This window comes from Limosilactobacillus reuteri (genome assembly GCF_002254085.1).
In the GTDB taxonomy this organism is placed as follows: domain Bacteria; phylum Bacillota; class Bacilli; order Lactobacillales; family Lactobacillaceae; genus Limosilactobacillus; species Limosilactobacillus reuteri_K.
Genome location: NZ_NGPY01000022.1, coordinates 22,701 through 42,240, shown reverse-complemented (window position 1 = coordinate 42,240; position 19,540 = coordinate 22,701). Strand labels below are relative to the sequence as shown.

The 19,540-nt window shown below is 39.5% G+C and carries 19 protein-coding genes; 13 read left to right on the top strand and 6 right to left on the bottom strand.

Annotated features, from left to right (window positions below; translation table 11 throughout):
* Nucleotides 1-111: 111 nt before the first annotated feature.
* Complete coding sequence (locus CBG10_RS05245) at nt 112-1,503, bottom strand: APC family permease (RefSeq protein ID WP_094511894.1); 1,392 nt, start codon at nt 1,501-1,503, stop codon at nt 112-114.
* 128 nt (nt 1,504-1,631) lie between these two features.
* Here CBG10_RS05245 and CBG10_RS05240 point away from each other — a divergent pair, with 128 nt between their 5' ends.
* Genes CBG10_RS05240 through CBG10_RS05220 form a run of 5 tightly spaced genes read left to right on the top strand, consistent with a single transcriptional unit; the run spans nt 1,632 to nt 4,499 of the window.
* Complete coding sequence (locus tag CBG10_RS05240) at nt 1,632-2,042, top strand: bis(5'-nucleosyl)-tetraphosphatase (RefSeq protein ID WP_003664837.1); 411 nt, start codon at nt 1,632-1,634, stop codon at nt 2,040-2,042.
* Nucleotides 2,043-2,048: 6 nt separating this feature from the next.
* Nucleotides 2,049-2,621: a guanylate kinase gene (locus CBG10_RS05235; RefSeq protein ID WP_094501340.1), complete on the top strand. Its 573-nt coding sequence runs from the start codon at nt 2,049-2,051 to the stop codon at nt 2,619-2,621.
* 40 nt (nt 2,622-2,661) lie between these two features.
* On the top strand, nt 2,662-3,099 hold the full coding sequence (locus tag CBG10_RS05230; RefSeq protein ID WP_003664834.1) for a Fur family transcriptional regulator: 438 nt from the start codon (nt 2,662-2,664) through the stop codon (nt 3,097-3,099).
* A gap of 59 nt (nt 3,100-3,158) precedes the next feature.
* Nucleotides 3,159-3,641, top strand: a complete 483-nt coding sequence (locus tag CBG10_RS05225; protein WP_094511892.1) for a hypothetical protein — start codon at nt 3,159-3,161, stop codon at nt 3,639-3,641.
* A gap of 18 nt (nt 3,642-3,659) precedes the next feature.
* Complete coding sequence (locus CBG10_RS05220) at nt 3,660-4,499, top strand: DUF6681 family protein (RefSeq protein WP_019251542.1); 840 nt, start codon at nt 3,660-3,662, stop codon at nt 4,497-4,499.
* Nucleotides 4,500-4,553: 54 nt separating this feature from the next.
* Here the strand turns inward: CBG10_RS05220 and CBG10_RS05215 are convergent, their stop codons facing one another.
* A complete protein-coding gene (locus tag CBG10_RS05215; protein WP_094511891.1) occupies nt 4,554-4,805 on the bottom strand; it encodes a PspC domain-containing protein in 252 nt (83 codons plus the stop codon).
* Nucleotides 4,806-5,113: 308 nt separating this feature from the next.
* Here CBG10_RS05215 and CBG10_RS05210 point away from each other — a divergent pair, with 308 nt between their 5' ends.
* From CBG10_RS05210 to CBG10_RS05190, 5 genes are all read left to right on the top strand, one after another.
* Entirely contained in the window at nt 5,114-5,650 is a 537-nt protein-coding gene (locus CBG10_RS05210; protein ID WP_003664827.1) for a TetR/AcrR family transcriptional regulator, read from the top strand.
* Nucleotides 5,651-5,686: 36 nt separating this feature from the next.
* Nucleotides 5,687-8,554, top strand: coding sequence for a YhgE/Pip domain-containing protein (locus CBG10_RS05205; protein WP_094511889.1), 2,868 nt, complete (start codon nt 5,687-5,689; stop codon nt 8,552-8,554).
* Nucleotides 8,555-8,807: 253 nt separating this feature from the next.
* Nucleotides 8,808-9,800, top strand: coding sequence for a D-2-hydroxyacid dehydrogenase (locus CBG10_RS05200; RefSeq protein ID WP_094508338.1), 993 nt, complete (start codon nt 8,808-8,810; stop codon nt 9,798-9,800).
* A 218-nt stretch (nt 9,801-10,018) separates the two neighbouring features.
* Nucleotides 10,019-10,216, top strand: coding sequence for a CsbD family protein (locus CBG10_RS05195; RefSeq protein ID WP_003675030.1), 198 nt, complete (start codon nt 10,019-10,021; stop codon nt 10,214-10,216).
* Between the two features lie 2 nt (nt 10,217-10,218).
* Nucleotides 10,219-10,470, top strand: a complete 252-nt coding sequence (locus CBG10_RS05190; RefSeq protein ID WP_003664819.1) for a GlsB/YeaQ/YmgE family stress response membrane protein — start codon at nt 10,219-10,221, stop codon at nt 10,468-10,470.
* A gap of 46 nt (nt 10,471-10,516) precedes the next feature.
* On the opposite strand, the gene hflX is transcribed toward CBG10_RS05190, so the two are convergent.
* The 3 genes from hflX to CBG10_RS05175 form a co-directional block, all read right to left on the bottom strand.
* Nucleotides 10,517-11,794 (bottom strand): GTPase HflX, encoded by a 1,278-nt coding sequence (gene hflX / locus CBG10_RS05185; protein ID WP_094501324.1) that lies wholly within the window; start codon nt 11,792-11,794, stop codon nt 10,517-10,519.
* A 30-nt stretch (nt 11,795-11,824) separates the two neighbouring features.
* A complete protein-coding gene (locus tag CBG10_RS05180; RefSeq protein WP_019251547.1) occupies nt 11,825-12,478 on the bottom strand; it encodes a histidine phosphatase family protein in 654 nt (217 codons plus the stop codon).
* Between the two features lie 72 nt (nt 12,479-12,550).
* Nucleotides 12,551-13,201 carry a DedA family protein gene (locus tag CBG10_RS05175; RefSeq protein ID WP_094511887.1) on the bottom strand — a complete coding sequence of 217 codons (651 nt, stop codon included), beginning with the start codon at nt 13,199-13,201 and terminating at the stop codon, nt 12,551-12,553.
* 220 nt (nt 13,202-13,421) lie between these two features.
* Between CBG10_RS05175 and helD the strand changes: the two genes are divergently transcribed.
* From helD to CBG10_RS05160, 3 genes are all read left to right on the top strand, one after another.
* Nucleotides 13,422-15,728, top strand: a complete 2,307-nt coding sequence (helD, locus tag CBG10_RS05170) for an RNA polymerase recycling motor HelD (RefSeq protein ID WP_094511885.1) — start codon at nt 13,422-13,424, stop codon at nt 15,726-15,728.
* Between the two features lie 93 nt (nt 15,729-15,821).
* A complete protein-coding gene (locus CBG10_RS05165) occupies nt 15,822-17,165 on the top strand; it encodes an FAD-dependent oxidoreductase (RefSeq protein ID WP_094511883.1) in 1,344 nt (447 codons plus the stop codon).
* A gap of 96 nt (nt 17,166-17,261) precedes the next feature.
* Nucleotides 17,262-18,620 carry an FAD-dependent oxidoreductase gene (locus CBG10_RS05160; protein WP_094511881.1) on the top strand — a complete coding sequence of 453 codons (1,359 nt, stop codon included), beginning with the start codon at nt 17,262-17,264 and terminating at the stop codon, nt 18,618-18,620.
* 36 nt (nt 18,621-18,656) lie between these two features.
* Here the strand turns inward: CBG10_RS05160 and CBG10_RS05155 are convergent, their stop codons facing one another.
* Nucleotides 18,657-19,526, bottom strand: coding sequence for a DMT family transporter (locus CBG10_RS05155; protein WP_094511879.1), 870 nt, complete (start codon nt 19,524-19,526; stop codon nt 18,657-18,659).
* Nucleotides 19,527-19,540 lie beyond the last annotated feature (14 nt).

Genomic DNA, 19,540 nt, shown 5'->3' with positions numbered 1-19,540 from the left:
TAATACTACCTTAACAAAAAAATGGTATTTAATGCAAATTGCTATCTTAAATAAAAAGGGAGTGGAAAAATAATTTTCTCACTCTCTACATAACTCTTAAATTTTTTGCTATTAATTTTTCTCTGCTAACTTACTGTGCCAGTAGCCGTAAGTGAAGTAGATGATAATTCCGATTCCAAACCAAATCGCTGCTCCAATGTATGTTTCTTTTTGCAGTTGGGTCATCATGCCAAGGCAGGCAAGACCAGAAAGAATTGGAAGGACCGGATAAAGAGGGACCTTAAAGCCACCGCGATTACCAATATCCTTGCGCTTACGAAGAGGAATAATCCCAAATGAAACAAGCATGAAGGCAAACAAGGTTCCAATGTTAACTAAACTTGTAAGTTGATCAAGAGAAACAAGTCCGCCCATGATAGCGATAATAATTGCCACAATCCATAATGCTACTTGTGGCGAGTGACTCTTTTCATCAAGCTTGCCTAAGAATGAAGGAAGCAGACCATCACGACCAATTGCATAGATCAAACGAGAACTAGAATAGATCATTGAAACCATCATTGTGAACATTCCGATCAAAGCCCCAATTGATAATAATTCTGCCAACCAGTCTTGATGAACCATCTGTAAGGCAAACGCCACTGGATTAGCAACATCAAGCTTGGTGTACTTAACCATTCCAGTTAGGACTACGGCAACACCAGTATATAAGATTGTTGCAACAGCAAGTGTTCCGATAATTCCCAGAGGCATATTTCGTTTAGGATTCTTAACTTCGGCAGCCGAACTGGAAACACAGTCGAAACCAAGGTAAGCAAAGAAACCGATTGTTGCCCCGTGAATAACACCCTTCATGTGGTATGGAAGGAATGGATGGTAATTTTTTGGCTTAATGAAGAAGAAACCAACAATAATAAAGATCAAGATAATTGCAATTTTAAGGAAAACAGCAATGTTATTGATACGCAGTGAGGATTGCATCCCCCGTGCAAGCATTACTGTAATCAAAAGAACAATTACAACCGCCACGATATTTATGTAGGTGCCATGAGCTGGATCAAAGGGACCCGATAGTACTTTAGGAAGGTGAATACCAACTCCTTCAAGCAATGTATTGAAGTAGGCTGCCCAACCTGTTGAAACAGACGCAACAGCTAACATGTATTCAAGAACCAACGCCCAGCCCAGCAACCAGCCAAGGAATTCACCAAACACTACATTTCCGTACGAGTATGCACTCCCAGCAACTGGTAATGCAGAAGCAAACTCGGCATAACACATTGCAGCTAGTGCACAGACAATCGCTGAAAACAGAAATGACAATGACACTCCTGGTCCAGCTGAATTTGCGGCAATTGTTCCAGGGAGAATGAAAATCCCGGTACCAATAACAGTACCGATCCCAATTGCCATGAGATCACGAGCATTCATTGATTTAACGAAAAGCTTGTCTTCACCAAGATACCGATCAAGACTCTCTTTTCGCATAATGTTTAAGCTCATCTTTAACCCACCTTTGCTATAATAAATTGTACGTGCCGAAATGGTTCGTCACGTTTATAATTAATAATAATACCTTAGTTAATATTAAAAGTAAATTAGAGGAATTTAATTACAAAAGAGGGATAAAAATGGCAATAGAAGTTACTAGTGGAGCAGTTGTATATCGTCAAGGCGAAAACGGGATCGAGTATTTACTCTTAGAAAGTCAAAATAAGGGACACTTCTGGGGCTTTCCTAAAGGTCACGTTGAAGGCAATGAATCATTAGAGGAAACAGCGATTCGTGAAATAAAGGAAGAAACGCAATTAGAATTACCGATTGATACCAGTTTTAAGGTGTATACCGAATACGACTTACCAAATGGCAATCATAAGCAAATGACCCTTTATACTGCCGAGTTAGATAATAAGGAAGACATTCACCTGCAAGCAGAAGAGATTAAGAACTGTGGATGGTTCAATTATCAAGATGCTCGTGAACGGTTAACCTACGAGAATTTAAAAGAACTGTTAGATCAAGTTAACGATCATTTAAAATAAACAATGATGAAAAATAATAAGTATGTGTTTATTGTGACAGGGGCAACGGGGTCCGGCAAAACAACGGTCGCTAATTACCTTCAAGATCATTATGATATGCACCGGGTAGTCACCCATACGACCCGACTGCCACGTCCGGGAGAACAAGATGGGGTAGATTATCATTTTGAAACACCAACTTCCTTGAAGAAACTCCATTTGCTTGAGCAAGTCACTTATGATCAATTTCAATATGGTTCTTCATTAGAAGGCTTAGCAGAAGGATGGGAACAAGGAAAGAATGACGTGATTGTTCTTGACACAGCTGGCGCGATTACTTACCATCAACAACTTGGTGCCCAAGCAGTAATTATTTTCTTGACTGTTACCCATATGGCTTCTTTAGCAAAGCGAATGACACTGCGGGGCGATAAATTGAGTGCAATTCGTTCCCGTTTACATAGCAAAGAGTACCACCGTGATCTTGCCCTACCAGCGGCTTTAAAAGGGATCGCGCATGTCGTAGTTAATGACCAGTGGAAAAATACCAAACAACAAATAGATATAATTGTTAGGCAGATATTATCCAAAAAGAACTAAAATATGTTACAATATCATCTCTAATCGGGAGGGAAAAATATTGGAGAAATTAATTGATCAAGCACAGACCATTATTAAAGACCATCATTTGCGGTGGACTAAGCAACGTAAAATGATGATTGAATCAGTTGCACGGCATCCTGATCGTTACTTTAATATTGTAGAAATTGACCAATATCTTCGAGAACAATTCCCTGGATTAAGTCATGATACTATTTATCGAAATTTCAAAGAATTTGAGAAACTGGGTATTGTCGAATTGCGTCAACATCATGATCAGATGCAGGTTAAATATTCATGTGATTTTACCCATCATCATCATTTTATTTGTGATATTTGCGGACGAGTTCAAGAGATTCAAATGCCACCAATTGATAAGGAATTCTTTGAAAAGCAGTTGCCAGGAGTTAAAATCACTGGGCATCGTTTTGAATTGCACGGAATATGTGCCCAATGTCAGAAAAAATCTTTACAATAAATTCATATTTATTGGGCCGGTTTTCGTGTATTATATACTCTGGAAAAGGAGAATGAGACATGGGAGCAAAGATACCGCCATTAGTAACCCCCTTTGCACTTGTATCATTGGTACTTGCGTTGGGTGCCACCAATGTAGTGGTTAATAAGGCAACGCATACTTCTGAAGGTGCAAAAGTAACATCAGTATCAACAAGTCGCCAATTTCAGCAATCGGGTGATGACGAAAGCAATCAATCAAGTCGGACTTCACAAAGCGATCGTGATGATGATAATGATGAAAGTGCAAGTAGCTCTTCAACTACCCGGACGAGTAATAACAATGATACAACAGATAATGATACTGGGGATACTAATCAAACTACACGGTCAGCAGGAAACACTGGCACAGAAACATCGACAAATCGATCAGCAAATACAAATGAAAGTACAAGTGCTAATCGAAACAGTACCTCACAATCAACGGGTACAACTACTAACAATAATACAACGACACAGGACACGATTGGTGGTAATACTACCGGAACAACTACGACTGAATGATAAGGAGGCGGGTTATTAATGTTTAGTTTTCTTGATATGATTAACTCGTCATTGAGTTACTTTAACCTTGATGTAAAGTTAAAGAGTCGTATTTATATCATTATTGCTTCACTAGGCGATATTTATTTAGTTTATGTTACGTTCCGACTCTTTATGAATCATGTTTGGCTACGGGCATTGTTATATTGCTTAGCAGTGATTGGATTAACATATTTTATCTATCTTAATTTCGTCTTTTACTTTCTTGAAAAGACTTCACGATTTGATTTTATTTCACCGCGTGTCGCAAAGATTACTGGTCAAAAATTTGAGGACGGCAAGGCTAAGACCCCTCTTGATGCACAGCAACGACTAGCAGCAGAATTGGCAAACCGGTCGAATGGCTTGTTTGCTAATGCCGACACGATTCCAGCAGCAGTAGCAATTGACGAACATGAACAGCATAATTTACAACGTGTTGTTGACCAACTATTAATGGAGGGTGTGTTTGTTAACGGCTATGATGGCCTGAGTGAAAAAGAAATTGTTGAACAATATCAGGCAACTGAAAAACCAGTTACAGCTTTGAATTCACAATCTGTTCCACCGTACTTTGAATTAGTTCATGATGAATTGCAACGCCGTCTTGAAATCTACATCGGGATGAACCAAATGGAACGGCGCCCAGTTGGCCATATTACCAAAATTGGCTTAACGGATGTCCATACTGCGCATGATAAGTATCAATTATATCTTGCGACAGTAGTTGTTACTGGGGGCCCGAATAAGATTGCTGGACGAAGTGGTTCAACAATTTTAACGGAAGAAGATTATGGACTACAGGTTCAAGTAGCTTATAAACAACGAAATAATGCTTAAAAAAAGCTGAGATAGGAATTTCTACCAACCTCAGCTTTTTTGCTGCAATCAATATTATTTTTCTCTGAATTCACCGTCGACGATATTATCATCATTATTAGTCTTATTATCATCGTATTCAGGCATTACGAGGGCAGCTAAGAGGTAGAAGACTCCGAGCGGGAAAAAGCCGGTAAAGACGAAAATAAGAATACCGATTACTCGGACGAGAGTTTCATCCAGACCAAAGTAATCAGCGATACCCCCAAAGACACCAAGAAATACTTGATCTTTTGATTTAGTTAAATGCTTTTTATTTTTTGCCATTATGAAGCCTCCAATCACATAGCTTTGATACTTTTATTATACCGTATTTTAGAGAAGAGATTTAGCAAGTTAATAATTATTTTATTTATGAAAGACCCATAAAGTTATTGACAACACGCTTGACCAGTTAAATTTAGGAGCATATTATAGTTTTCGTTTGATTAAGGGACAAACAAGAGTCTATTTATGAACTAATAACCATTTTTGTCTTATTTTGAAATGATTATCTTTAATTACCCCTGTTGTACTGAATTGCAACAAGTTAGAATAATCATGTTAAATTTGTATTATTTGGGGAGGGAAGAGTTATGCGTGTTACGAGAACTATTCGTGACTTTGAAAATGCATTGATAACGTTATTAGAGAAAAATTCTTTTGAAAGTTTGACGGTTGATCAAATTTGTAAAGAAGCATTGATGCACCGGAGCAGTTTTTATCGCTATTTTAGTGATAAATATGACCTCTTGGAGCAAACGTTAAATGCACAAATTAATAAATTGACGGAGAATACAGATTCTGAAGATGACATTATTAAGCAATTATTATCATACATTGATAAAAATAAGGATGTTATCCGTCATTTAGCACCTAATAGTGCACGAAGCTCTTTGTATACCGAAATTTTAAATATTTTAAGTCAGGTTCTTTTAGAGCGGCGTAATCTTGAGACTAATGATCCAATTGTAACGGCGCTGCAAAAGTCTGATAATCCTGAGATGCTTGCTTATGTATTGAGTGGGGCTATTATCGGGACCTTTTACTGGTGGCAAGGCAATAATTATGACGTACCAACTGAGGACGTTATTAAGTTTGCAAGAGCAGCTACCAAATCACTAACAAACTAAAATTATGAAAGGATAAATTTTGAGGTGAAGTATTAAATGTGGAGCATGATTAAAGGCGAATTTCGTCATATTATTCATAACCGATTACTGCTTTTATCAGTAACGGTTATTTGCTTCATACCTTTCCTATATAGTATTTTCTTCTTAAAATCAGTATGGGACCCGTATGGAAGTACACGTAACTTACCAGTTGCGGTGGTAAACAAGGACATTCCGGTTGAATACCAAGGTCGGAAAATGGATGTTGGGAAACAGACCGTTAATGAATTGAAGAAAAATCATCAATTAAAGTGGGAATTCGTATCCGCTAAAGAAGCAAAGTATGGGATGAGCCATCGTAAGTACTATGCGGTGGTTACGATTCCTAAGGATTTCTCTGAAAATGCAACGACTGTTTTGCAAAAGCATCCTAAGACGATGCAGTTACATTACCAAACTAATGGTTCCTTGAACTACATTGGACAGGTAATTGCCCAAACAGGGATGACACGGCTAAATGAAAAAATTCGTGCCCAGGTTACTAATGCTTACGCAACGGTAATGTTTAAGCAATTACATGTTGTAGGTAAGGGGATGAACAAGGCCGCTGATGGTGCCCAACAAATTGGTACCGGAATGGTGACCTTGAGTGATGGTGTAAACCGTTATGTTGCAGGAGTTTCCCAAGTAAATAACGGGGTTCAAACCTTGCGTGTTAGCGTTGCACCATTAGCTTCTGGGGCGCAACAACTTGCTACCGGGAGCCAAACCTTAGCAAATGGGATCATGCAATATACCGGTGGTGTTAGCCTCCTCGGCAATGGTGTTGGTCAATTAATGGCTAATTCCGGTGCACTTAATTCCGGAGCTAACCAGTTGAGCAGTGGATTAAGTACTTTGATGGCTAACTCTGGTGCGTTAAATTCAGGGGCTAGTCAGTTGAATGCTGGGTTAAATACTTTAATGGCTAATTCTGGTACGTTGAGCTCAGGGGCTAACCAATTAAGTAGTGGTTTGAATACGTTAAGTGGTAATTCGGCTAACTTAAGAAATGGTTCAGGTCAATTAGCATCGGGTGCTAATCAGTTGAATTCAACCGTTAACAGTCAATTAGGAAACATTAACTTTAACGGGATTATGGGGGCCATGGATCAAGCACAAAATCTTCAGCAAGGACTAGGTCAACTCCAGACCGGTTTGGCAACTGCCAAGAATGCTCTTGCTGGTGTTCAAAGTAGTGCGGCTAGTCTTCAACAGGCTTCCGGAGCGTTATCTGGTGCTGCTGGTGCTGGTGACAAGCTTAAAGGCGTTGCCGCTAATGATGGTCAAATTGCTGGATTGGCACAACAAATTCTTAGCGATGATAAAGCTAGTGAACAATCCAAGCAGGCGGCTCAACAAATTGCGCAAAAAGCCGGTGCTAATGTTTCTACTATTCAAGGATTAAGTGGAACCCTTGGTCAATTGAGCAAACTTCAAGGAAGCTTGAGTGGTATGCAACAACAATTAGGTCAGCTTTCACAAATGTCTGCTGTGTTAGATAATGCAGATGGAACTATTCGTCAAGCTAACTCATTATTAGCAACCTTAAATGGCTATAAAGGGACATTAGCTGCAATGCCAGGTGCTGTCGATCAACTTAAACAAGCCACAAGTCAAATTTCCACTGGAGCAAGTACGCTTAATAGTGGTGTAAATCAATACACTAATGGTGTTGATAGTGCTGCCGCCGGTGCTGGTACGCTTAATTCAGGAATCGGTCAATACACAGCTGGAGTCGCTCAAGCTGGAGCTGGTGCTAATCAACTAGCTAGTGGAATCGGTCAATACACAGCTGGGGTCGCCCAAGCTGGAGCCGGAGCTGGTCAATTAGCTAGTGGAGTCGGTCAATATACAGCTGGTGTTGGTCAACTAGGCAGCGGAATTGCCCAGCTTAACGCTAATAGCGGGGCCTTAAACTCTGGCGCAGCTCAATTAGCTGGGGCGCTTGGTCAACTAAACGGTCAAGTTCCTGCTCTTGTTGCCGGTGTAAACCAATTAGCTGCTGGGACTCAACAACTTCAAGACAATTCTCCTGCTCTTATTTCAGGAATTGCGCGGTTGAATGCTGGTGCTTCTCAACTGGCCACATCTCTTGAAGGTGGTGCAAAGCAAATCAATGGTATTAAGACTTCACCTCGGACTGCCAAGATGTTTGCAGAACCAACTGCTCTTAAGCACACAGATTACAGTTATGTACCAAACTATGGTCACGCCTTAGCACCATACGTTCTGTCATTAGCAATCTATGTTGGGGCACTTGTATTTAACTTTGTTTACCCAATTCGCCGGGTTGCTGAATTTGGTAAAGCCCCAATCGCTTGGTGGGCAAGTAAGGTAACAGTTGGATCACTGGTAGTAACTGCAATGGCAATCGCCGAAGATGCAATTATGATGGCTTGTGGACTTACAGTTATTCACCCAGTTGCATTCTTTGCGACAACCATATGCTTTGGGTTAGCTTCAATGGCAATTGTTATGTTCCTTTCAATGCTCTTTGATAATCCTGGTCGATTCTTTGCCATGGTTCTCTTGATGCTTCAATTAGGTGGATCTGGTGGTACCTTCCCAATGGAAATTACAATGAAGTTCTATAACGTAATTCACTGGTACTTACCAATGACTTACTCAATCTTAGGACTCCGTGATTCAATTTCTGGTGGTTTGGGAGCACATTACACGATGTTCTGTAACACTGTTCTTATCATAATCGCAATTGTCTTCTATGCATTGTTACTAGTCGGTATGATTTGGTTACAACATCATCACTATGCTGGTCGCTCAGAATTGGATAATAACCAAGAACTGCTTGGACCAGAAGGCGATTATGACGGTATGCACCTTCAACAACGTCGCCCAAACCAAGGAGATAACGGTGAACAATAATTAAAGATAACAGAGGGAGCGAGACAGAAGTCACTCGTGACTTCGTTTTCGAGCCCCCGCAAGCAATAATAGGCCTCTAACGTTCGGTTTTACCGGGCGTTGGAGGCCATTGTTGTACTGCGCCATTTGTCTTTTATGAAAGTAACTTGGCTTAAGTCACAGACCATTTTTTGTTACTAAAATACTGATGATTAAGTAAAGGAGTGCTAAGCTATTAATGTAAGCAGTTTTTAGGAAAGGAATGGGAAAACTGATGAAATTAATTATGTATAGCGTTCGTGACGCTGAAAAACCTTATGTTGAGGCATGGACGAAGAAGACAGGCAATGACGTCAAGATGGTCACTGAACCATTAAATGCTGATACAGTTAAGCTTGCAGAAGGATATGATGGGGTATCTCTTCAACAGACAACAAAATTGGGGGATAAAAAACTATATGAGCAATTAGCCGCCATGGGAATTAAGCAATTAGCTGCTCGAATGGTTGGCGTTGATATTTTTGATTTAGATGCTTGTAAAGCAAATGGCATCATTGTAACGAATGTTCCTATCTATTCACCACGAGCAATTGCAGAAATGGGTGTCACACAGGCGATGTACTTGTTACGACGAATTGGTGAATTCGAACAACGTATGAGTCATGGTGACTTTCGGTGGAGCGATGATTTAATTAGCAATGAAATTTACAATTTAACCGTGGGAATTATCGGCCTTGGTAACATTGGTGGGGCCACTGCTCAGATTTATAAGGCACTGGGGGCAAAAGTTCTTGCATATGACCCGTCTTACAATGTCGAATATGAACCATACGTTGAATATACCGATTTCGATACTGTTGTTAAGAATGCGGATATTTTATCCTTACATACGCCGTTATTACCAAGTACCGAAAATATAATTGCAGCACCACAATTTAAGATGATGAAGGATAGTGCTTACTTGATTAATATGGCTCGTGGAAAATTGGTAAATACCGCGGACTTAATTTCTGCCTTGGAAAATAAAGAAATTGCAGGTGCTGGCCTAGATACATTAGCTGACGAAACTTCTTTCTTTGGGAAGCAAGTTACACCAGATCAAATTCCAGATGATTACAAGAAATTAGCGGCAATGCCAAATGTTCTTGTTACACCCCACGTTGCGTTCCTAACCGAAACATCTATTCGCAATATGGTCGAGATTAGTTTGAATGATGCTGTTACGATTTTAGAAGGCAAGCATTCACGAAATGAAATAAGAATGTAATTAAGTTCAAGAATAAAAAGAAACTCTACCAATTTATGAAGGTAGAGTTTCTTTTTAATTAAGACATAAATAAAATTATTAAAGAAAACGTAAGTAACCTATTAAGATATCGCTTTCTTGTTGGGAGACTGTTAAACTTAAAACTGTTGAAAGCACTAGTCATTATAGAAGGGAGCGAAGTTAATAAAATGTTGTCAGCCACTAGTAGCCAAGAATAGATGAAAGGACTGATGATATTGGCTAGCGATAAACATGGAATTAAAGATAAAGTAGTGGGTAAATTAAAAGAGGTTGAAGGTAAAATAACCAACGACAAGACCCGCGAAACTGAGGGAAAGTTGCAGAAAGCTAAAGGAAAAGCTAAGGATAAAGCAACTGATCTTAAAGAAACGTTGGAAGATAAAAAGGAGGGATAATTATGCATTGGATTTGGGTTTTAATTGTTGGTGGATTGATCGGTCTTGCTGCTGGTGCATTAACCCGTCGCGGTGGATCGATGGGTGTTATCAGTAATATCGTAGCTGGACTGGTTGGCTCGTCAATCGGTGAAGCAGTGTTAGGTGCATGGGGACCACAAGTAGCAGGAATGGCAATTATTCCATCTATTATTGGAGCAGTAATCTTAGTGATGATTGTCTCCTTGATTTTCGGAGTAAAAGCAGAGAGATAGACTAACATAAAAAGCAGCGGCCAAAAATTGATCGCTGCTTTTTATGTTAGTTCTTTTCATACTTTCCAAACCGATGATAATCTTGAACTGACATTTCTACTGTTAATAATGTTCCATCACTTTCATAAGTAGTATCTAAAATATTAGTGTGTTCATTGAGGTAAGAAACGACGTACCCATCAGTAAATGGAATTAAAAGCGTGGTAGTAACATAGTCTTTAAAGAGATGCTTCTTAATAACGTCAACGAGAAGATCTAATGAAGCATCCTGCTTTGCTGAAATAACAACTTGATCGTCACCTTCGAGAATAGGAAATTCTATTTCAGTTTTATCTGCTTTATTGAACACATTGATCATTGGGATATCAGTAATTCCAATTTGTTTTAAAGTCTCGTTAGTTGTTTCCATCATTTCCTTGTAATGTGGATCGGAATAATCAATAACTTGGATTAACAAGTCGGCATTAGCGGCTTCTGCAAGCGTGGATTTAAATGATTCAACAAGGTGAGTAGGCAGCTTGCTGACAAAACCGACCGTATCACTTAATAAGAAGCGTTTTTGATCTGGAAGCGTTAGTTGTCGGACACTTGTATCAAGGGTCGCGAATAACATATTCTTTTCAAAAACGGTTTTTTCTTCAGCAGCTCCGTATCTTCTCACAAGACCATTCATGATAGTTGACTTACCAGCATTGGTATAGCCAACGAGAGCTGCTGTTGGAATGGCGCTTTTTGCTCGCTGCTTTCGCTTTGTCTGTTCAGATTTATCAATGGCTGCTAATTCGTGACGAAGGTGGGAAATTTGATGTTGGATAGTTCGACGATCCATTTCAAGTTTAGTTTCCCCGGCTCCCCGGTTAGTAAAGCCGCTTCCTCCACCAGTTTGCTGGTCTAGGCGCTCACTTGCACTAGTTTGCAAACGTGGTAATCGATATTGAAGTTCAGCGATTTGCACCTGGAGTTTTGCTTCTTTAGATTGAGCACGAGTTGCGAAAATCTCTAAAATAAGAGCGGTTCGGTCGAGAATACGACATCCAGTTCCTTCTTCAAGATTACGTAATTGACTTGGTGATAATTCATCATTAGTAATAATAGTAGGAACGTGATTAGCATCAGCCACGTCGCGAATTTCTTCTACTTTACCCTTTCCAAAGTAGGTAGCGGGATTAGGACGATCGATGACTTGATCAATCCGATCGATAACCTCCATGTGATTTGCTTGTGCTAGTTCAGCGAGTTCAACCATTGAGTAGTCAAAGTCTTCTTGACCAGTATTTAATCCAGTAATAATTACTGGTTCTAAAGTTTGTATGTTAGTCTCCATTGAAGAATAGTGTTCCCCCTTTTATGGATATTATTCTGGTAATTCAAGTTTATTGTAAAAGTCAACAGTAGTATTATTTTTATCTAAAGTGAGTTTAGTGATGCTGCCATTACGTGGTGAATCACCTGGATCGTAAGCGTCAGAATACCGTTGGACAATTGAGCGAATAGTGGCTCCATGTGAAACTACTAGTACTTCTGCCCCATCTGGTAATGCCCGTAAGCGATCAAAGCCTTTATCAACCCGTTTCCAGAAAGCAACGTGGTCCTCAGCAGTACCATAATTATCCGCTGCTGCAATCTTATCTTTTAATTTGTCTGGTCCCCAACCGGCAACCATTTCTGCAAAACTGTGATAACCCTCTGGCCCACCAAGAAAGTCAGCGAAATGTTGGCCATCTTCTCCTTCAAAGTAGCCAAAGAATTCTTCACGAAATGCTGGCTCTGGAATTGGCTTGGGATTATTGCCAGGATGTTCAGCAAGCAAGAAACGGGTAGTTGAAGCTGTTCGTGCAAGGTCGCTGCAAAATACATAATCAAATTGAATAGGAGCAAGCGCCCGTCCTACTCGTTTGGCGTCTTCTTCACCCTTTGGCGTTAGCGGACCATCAGCCCAACCTTGCATACGATTGTAGAGATTAAGATAGGTTTGTCCGTGGCGTACAAAATAAACGTTGATTGCCATAGTTACAGCACTCCTTTAAGCGAAATAAAATACTTATTATATTTTAACATGATTTTGCTGAAGAAAAAGCAATTATAGCATTCGGTTTCGCTTAATAATTCGTTGACGAATCGCTTTGATAAGTGCTAACAAGCCAACTCCTAACAGTGAACACACAACAAATGCTAAGAAGATAAGTGAGAAGTGATGACGGACAAACGGAATTGTTCCAAAGTAATATCCGCATCCAGCACCAATCGCTACCCATAATGTAACGCCAATAATATTACCAATTGTGAAACGGTGAAATGGAAACTGCATTGTTCCAGCAATTAAGGGGACAAAGGTACGAATGAGCGGTACAAATCGCCCTAGTGCAACAGCTTTGATCCCATGACGGGCTAAAAATTCTTGTGCTTTCTCAAAGCGGGGACCGGCCATTCTTTTTTTGAGCCATTGCCAATGAGAAAGGGAATGACCAATATAATAATTAACTGTGTCACCAATTAGCGCCGCGAAAAAGAAGACGGGGATGACGATTTCCATTTTTAAGATCGGGTTAAAAGCGATAAAAGAACAAGTTAAAAAGACAAGTGATTCACCAGGAAGCCAAGGAAAAATTACTAATCCGGTTTCCATAAAAATTAGGATAAAAAGGAGAACGTAACTCCAAGCACCCATCCACTCAAACATGGGAATGATTGTTTCCGCAATATGAGTTAGAAAATAAAAAAGATGGCTCATTGTAGTTTTCCTCCTCCTGTATCATGGTTTCAATATATTGTAGCGTTATTATTAGTGGTTTTGATGATCTTGGGATTAAAATTAAACGACATTTAATAATTGGAAAAATAGAAGGCGGAAAGTTAACAGACTAATTAGCGAAAATGATATAATAATTGGATGATTTTAAGATAAATTATTAAACTAGGTCGACCTGAAGATGAAAGGTAGGGAGTATGGAATGTCTACAAAAACTGAAAAAGAATTAGAACAAAAGTACCTTGATAATGTGATCGATAAAGTAAAACAGGCCGAACAAAAAGCAGAAAAAAAGATTAAAACGGCTCAACATGATATTAAGGACATCAATAAGCAAATTGATGATATCCACTTAAACACTACTACTTATTCAGGCATGATGGATACGGCCATGTCTTTTCGTGCTCAACAGCAGATGTTAGATGAACGTCAAAATAGTTGGCAACATGCGGCAGACCGGCTAGCGACTTTACAGCGACTTGAAAAGAAACCTTACTTTGCCCGCATTGATTTTCGTGAAAAAGGGGCTGACGAATCTGAAAGTGTATACATTGGACTAGCTTCCTTTACCGATAAACCAGATCACTTTCTGGTTTATGACTGGCGAGCCCCGATTTCGTCTGTTTACTATGAAGGAAAGCTTGGGAAAGTTAAATATCAGACTCCGGTAGGTGAGCAAGAGGTTGATCTTACTCTTAAGCGCCAATTCCAAATTAAGGATGGGGTAATTGTAACCATCTTTGATACTGACGAACAAGTAGGTGACCAGATGCTCCTTGATGCTCTTGGCAATCATTCTAGTACCAAGATGAAGAGCATTGTAACGACAATTCAACGGAAACAAAATGAAATTATTCGTGATACGAAAAACGAGTTGTTGTTTGTTCAGGGGGCTGCTGGATCAGGTAAGACAGCGGCAGTTCTCCAACGGGTTGCCTGGCTTCTTTACCGTTACCGCGGCAATTTGACATCTTCGCAAGTTGTTCTTTTTTCACCTAACCAATTATTTAATGACTACATTGATCAAGTCTTGCCGGAATTGGGTGAGCATAACATGGTCCAGATGACTTACTTCCAGTTCGCTAATCGGCGAGTGCCAAAGCTTCATGTTCAGAACTTAGAACAACGATTTGAAAGTCACCAAGATAAAACAGCTAAGAATGCGCAACAATTATTAACTAGCTTGCAATATTTCAAAGCAACAGAGCGTTATGCCAATCATCTTGGTCATGCTAATATGCGTTTCCGCAACCTCATGTTTAATGGAAAAGTCTTTTTGAGCAAAGAGAAGATTAAGGAAATTTACTATTCATTTAATAACAACTATAACCTGGGAAATAGATTAGATGGAACCAAGGAAGAATTGATCAAATACCTTAATCACCGGGTAAGTACTGAAATGCGCAATAAATGGGTTGAAGATGAAATCCAAAGCTTAAGTAAAGAAGAAATCGATAACCTATTTAATAATCAACCACGTGAATTTGAAGATGAAGATAAAGAATATAAGTTTCTTGCACGTCAAATTGTTATGCGGGCATTTATGCCAATAAAAAAGGCCATCGATCATAACCAATGGCTTAATATCAATGGGCAATTTTTACACCTTCTCCGGGTAACTCCTAAACTTGTTAATATTGCTGAATACGGTATTTCTGCAGAGCAATGGAAAGATTACGTTGATGGGGTAAAAGAAGAATTAAAGAAGGGTAATATCAGTGCCAACGGAATCACTATTTACCTTTACCTGTATGATTTGATAACTGGGAAGCATGGTCAACGTGATATTCGCTACGTTTTTGTTGATGAAGTTCAAGATTATGACGCTTACCAGTTAGCCTACCTTAAGTATCGTTTTCCCCGTGCTAAATTCACATTGTTAGGAGACCTTAACCAGGCAATCTTCACCCATGAGAATAGTCGGTCATTACTAAAACAATTAGGCACAATGTTTGATCCTGAAAAGACGAAGGTTGTCCAATTGACTAAGTCATATCGTTCCACAAAACAAATTACCGATTTTACGAAGCATATTTTAATTGACGGAGAAGCAATTGAGGCCTTTGAGCGTGAAGGCCATAAGCCAAATGTTTATCAAACTAAGGATGAGCAAGAAGGGGTAGCGACAGTTATTGATATTCTTGGTAAATATCAAAAGGATCATGATGCCGTCGCAATTATTGGTAAGGATCTTAAAGATAGTGAAGAATTGTATCAAAAGTTAAATGCGAACAACATTAAGGCCACCCTTATTCGGACAGAAAATCAACGGTTAGTAAAAGGACCAATTGTTGTACCATCATATCTAGCAAAAGGATTGGAATTTGATGCTGTTATTGTCTGGAACGCAAATGATCAGCAATACCATGGTAACGATGAGCGACAATTGCTCTATACAATTTGTTCCCGGGCAATGCATGAGTTAAGTTTAGTATCAATTGGCAGCCCGACTAGTTTGCTAGCCCAAGTGCCGACAGATGAATATGAAAAAGTTAATGTTGACAAATAAATGGCAAGAGTAATATTGCACTTTATCATATTAGCTTTATAATTTAATTGTGTATAAAAAAGTGAAGAATAAGTTCGATGAGGAGTAGTTCATATGAGGGTTATTATTATCGGTTGTACCTTTGCGGGGATGACAGCCGCGTCGCAAATTTTAAGAAGTCATCCGGAGACAGAGGTTACGATTTATGACCGCAATGCTGTCGTTCCCTCAATAACGTATGATATTAATGACTATGATGACCAAGATGCGGAACAACCTCGTTTACGAACTGAATTAAGCTCGGATCAATTATCAATTAAGGGTGCTGATATCAGGATGGGTTCCCTTGTAATGGGTGTAGATCCGGTGCAAAAAACGGTCAAAGTTATGAGAATGCTAGATGATACTACTTCCGAAGAGCATTACGATAAGCTGATTATTGCTACCGACTCAAGAAGTGAAGCACCTGCTTTAAAGGGAATTGATAGCAGTAATGTAACCTTAATCAAGGACCAACAAGATGCTAAGGCTGCTCTTTTACTGTCTGTCATTGACCAACAAATTGCTGTAATTGGTAATGACCCCCTTAGTTTGGGACTAGTCGATGCATATCGGCAAAAGGGAAAAGAAGTGACTCTTTTTACAAACGGTGAGCCGATTTTGTACCATAATTTTGAAGAAGAGTATTCTAAACGTGCCCTTGATATTTTAACGGCAGACAATATTAAAGTGGTTACTGATGAACATGTTACCGAATTGGATGATAATGGAATAGGCATTACAGTTGCTACTGATGGTGGCTCATATAGTGTTAGTCGGGCGATTGTTGCTGCGGGTCAAAAGCCAGATACATCTATTTTTGAGGGTGTAGTGGAGATGGACGAAAATGGGGTAATTGCTGTTAATGAATTTATCCAAACATCTGATCCGGATATTTATGCAATTGGTGGATCAACGACGATTCATTATAATCCAACTGGTAAGGACATTTATAAACCTCAGCCGACTGAAGCCGTTCGTCAGGCAGTAATCGTGGCCCAGAATATTAATGGAAGACAAGTAAAAGATTCAGGAACACAGCTTAGTATGAGTCTGAATCTTGATGGAACATATATGGCTTCCCTAGGATTAACTTATGAAAGGGCTAAGGCAGCTGGTTTTGATGCTGATGTAGTGACAATTGAGGATAATTATCGTCCAGAATTTATGCCAACTACTACGCCAGTCCTGATGACATTGATTTGGGATAAGGACACCCAACGGATTTTGGGAGCACAGATGATGAGTAAGCACGATATTTCAGAAACTTTAAGTCTGATTTCATTATGTATTCAAAATCAAAATACAATTGATTTTCTCGGAATGTACGATACAATGTTCCAGCCTAATTTTGACCGTCCCTTTAATTACGTTAATATTTTGGGACAAGCAGCAATGGCTAAAGCAGGGACTGAATAATCTGTTAAAATAATTAGGTAGGCAATTGGTCGATTGATTATGGGAGTAAAAAAGCTTACCCTTATAAATAGTAAGCAAATAAAATGAGGTGTAGATATGAAAGTAGTTATTGTTGGCTGTACGCACGCGGGCACGATAGCAGCAACCCAGATTTTAAATGCACATCCAGATACTGAGGTAGTAATTTATGAACGAAATGATAGTGTTTCCTTCCTTTCTTGTGGAATTGCCGTTTATTTGAGTGGTGAAATTGGAGATCCAGACGCGATGTTCTACTCTAGCCCTAAGCAACTAGAAGAGATGGGGGCTACTGTTAAAGTTAAACATAATGTCTTAAGCGTTGACCCTGATACAAAGACCCTTGAAGTTGAAAATCAGGAAACTGGCGAACTGACTGCGGATTATTACGATAAATTGATTGTTACCACCGGATCATGGCCAGTTATTCCACCAGTTTCTGGACTGGAAAATAAGAATTTATACTTGTGTAAAACTTATTATCACGCCAAGAAACTTTTCAATGTTGCCAAGGATTCAAGAAAGATTGTTGTCGTTGGTGGAGGATATATCGGTGTTGAATTAGTCGAAGCATATCTTCGTCAGGGACGCGAAGTAACATTAATCGATAGTTCAGATCAAATGTTGATTAAGTATTTTGATAAACAGTACTCTGATCGAATTGGTCGTATTTTCAAAGATCACAACGCCCATCTTGAATTACAACAGCGAGTTACTGGATTTGAAGACGATGGCAATGGCGGTGTTAAGGTTCTTACCAACCAGGGTAAAGTTTATGATGCGGACATGGCTGTTCTTTGTGTTGGGTTCCGACCAAACAGTGACTTAGTTCGTGGAAAAATTGACCTTCATCCTGATGGGACAATTAAGACCAACTCTTATATGCAAACATCTAATCCTGATATCTATGCTGGGGGGGATGTAACCTCCGTCCACTTTAATCCTACTAATACCGATCGTTACGTTCCATTAGCTACTAATGCTGTTCGCCAAGGAACGATTGCTGGTGTTAATGTTTTTGGTAATACAATGAAGTACATGGGAACACAGTCAACAACAGGTCTCCACTTATTTGGCAATACAATGGTATGTACTGGTTTAACATTACGGCGAGCAAAAGGGATGGGGATTGAAGCTGATTCAGTTACAATCGAGGATAATTACCGTCCAGAATTTATGCCAACTACTACGCCAGTCTTTATGACCCTGGTATGGGAAAAAGGAACGCGGCGGATTCTTGGAGCACAATTTATGAGTAAGCATGATGTTTCTCAGTCTGCGAACCTTGTATCTGTATGTATTCAAAATCGTAATTCAATTGATTTCCTTGCTTACGTTGATACACTGTTCCAGCCAAACTTTGATCGACCATTTAACTATGTCAACTTGCTGGCTCAAGCAGCGGTTGCCAAGGAAGATAAGAAAGTAAGTAAATAAAAAATAGCGAGGATGAAAAAATTCGTCCTCGCTATTTTAATGTTGTTTTCTTAAAAATGGCACATCTTGGAAATTAATTTGCATAATTGCATTGGCTAAAAGTAAGATCAAACCACCCCAAATTAGTTGTGGTGTAAGAGGATCATAGCCCATGATAACTGACATGGTACTGGCAAAAAATGATTCTAACATCAATAATAATCCAGCCGATGTAGCATCAGTATATTGTTGAGCGGTAATTTGCATCCCTTGTGCTAAGAAAGTTACGACAATCGCTAAAATGGCAAGGGGAATCAAAGCTTGGACCCAATGAATTTGAGTAAGGTTGGCGCGTTCAAATAGTCCCGTCGTAATCCAGCCGAATGTGCCTTGACATAAACCAATCATGAAAATTACCACCCAGGGACTGGAAACTTTCGGTGCGTACTTTCCAAAGAAGATTAATTGTAAAGCCCAAAAAATAGCAGAAACAACAGTAAGAAAGTCGCCAAAATTTAATTGAAGCCCGGTATTAGCAACATTAGTGATGACAGCCATCCCGATAATCGCGAGGGCGACTGCAAAATATGTCTTCCGCTGTGGGCGCTCATACCAAAACAACCACAAGATCAAGGGAGCAATTGCAACGTATAGGGTTGTCAAGAAGGCATTTTTAGCCGGCGTAGTATAACGGAGGGCATCAGTCTGCAAAAAATAACCCAGGAAATTGATTGTTCCCATAAGGAGTCCTAGCTTAAAATCCAGCCAAGTCATTTGGTTGATCTGTTTATGGAAGATAATATAGCCAGCAATTACACACATTGTTCCCCGGCAAGCATTGATGACTCCAGAATGCATTCCAGCTTGAATTGTTAGTTTGGCAAATACGTAGCTGCTTCCCCATAAAATAGCAACTAGCAGTAACATTAAGTTCGCTTTTT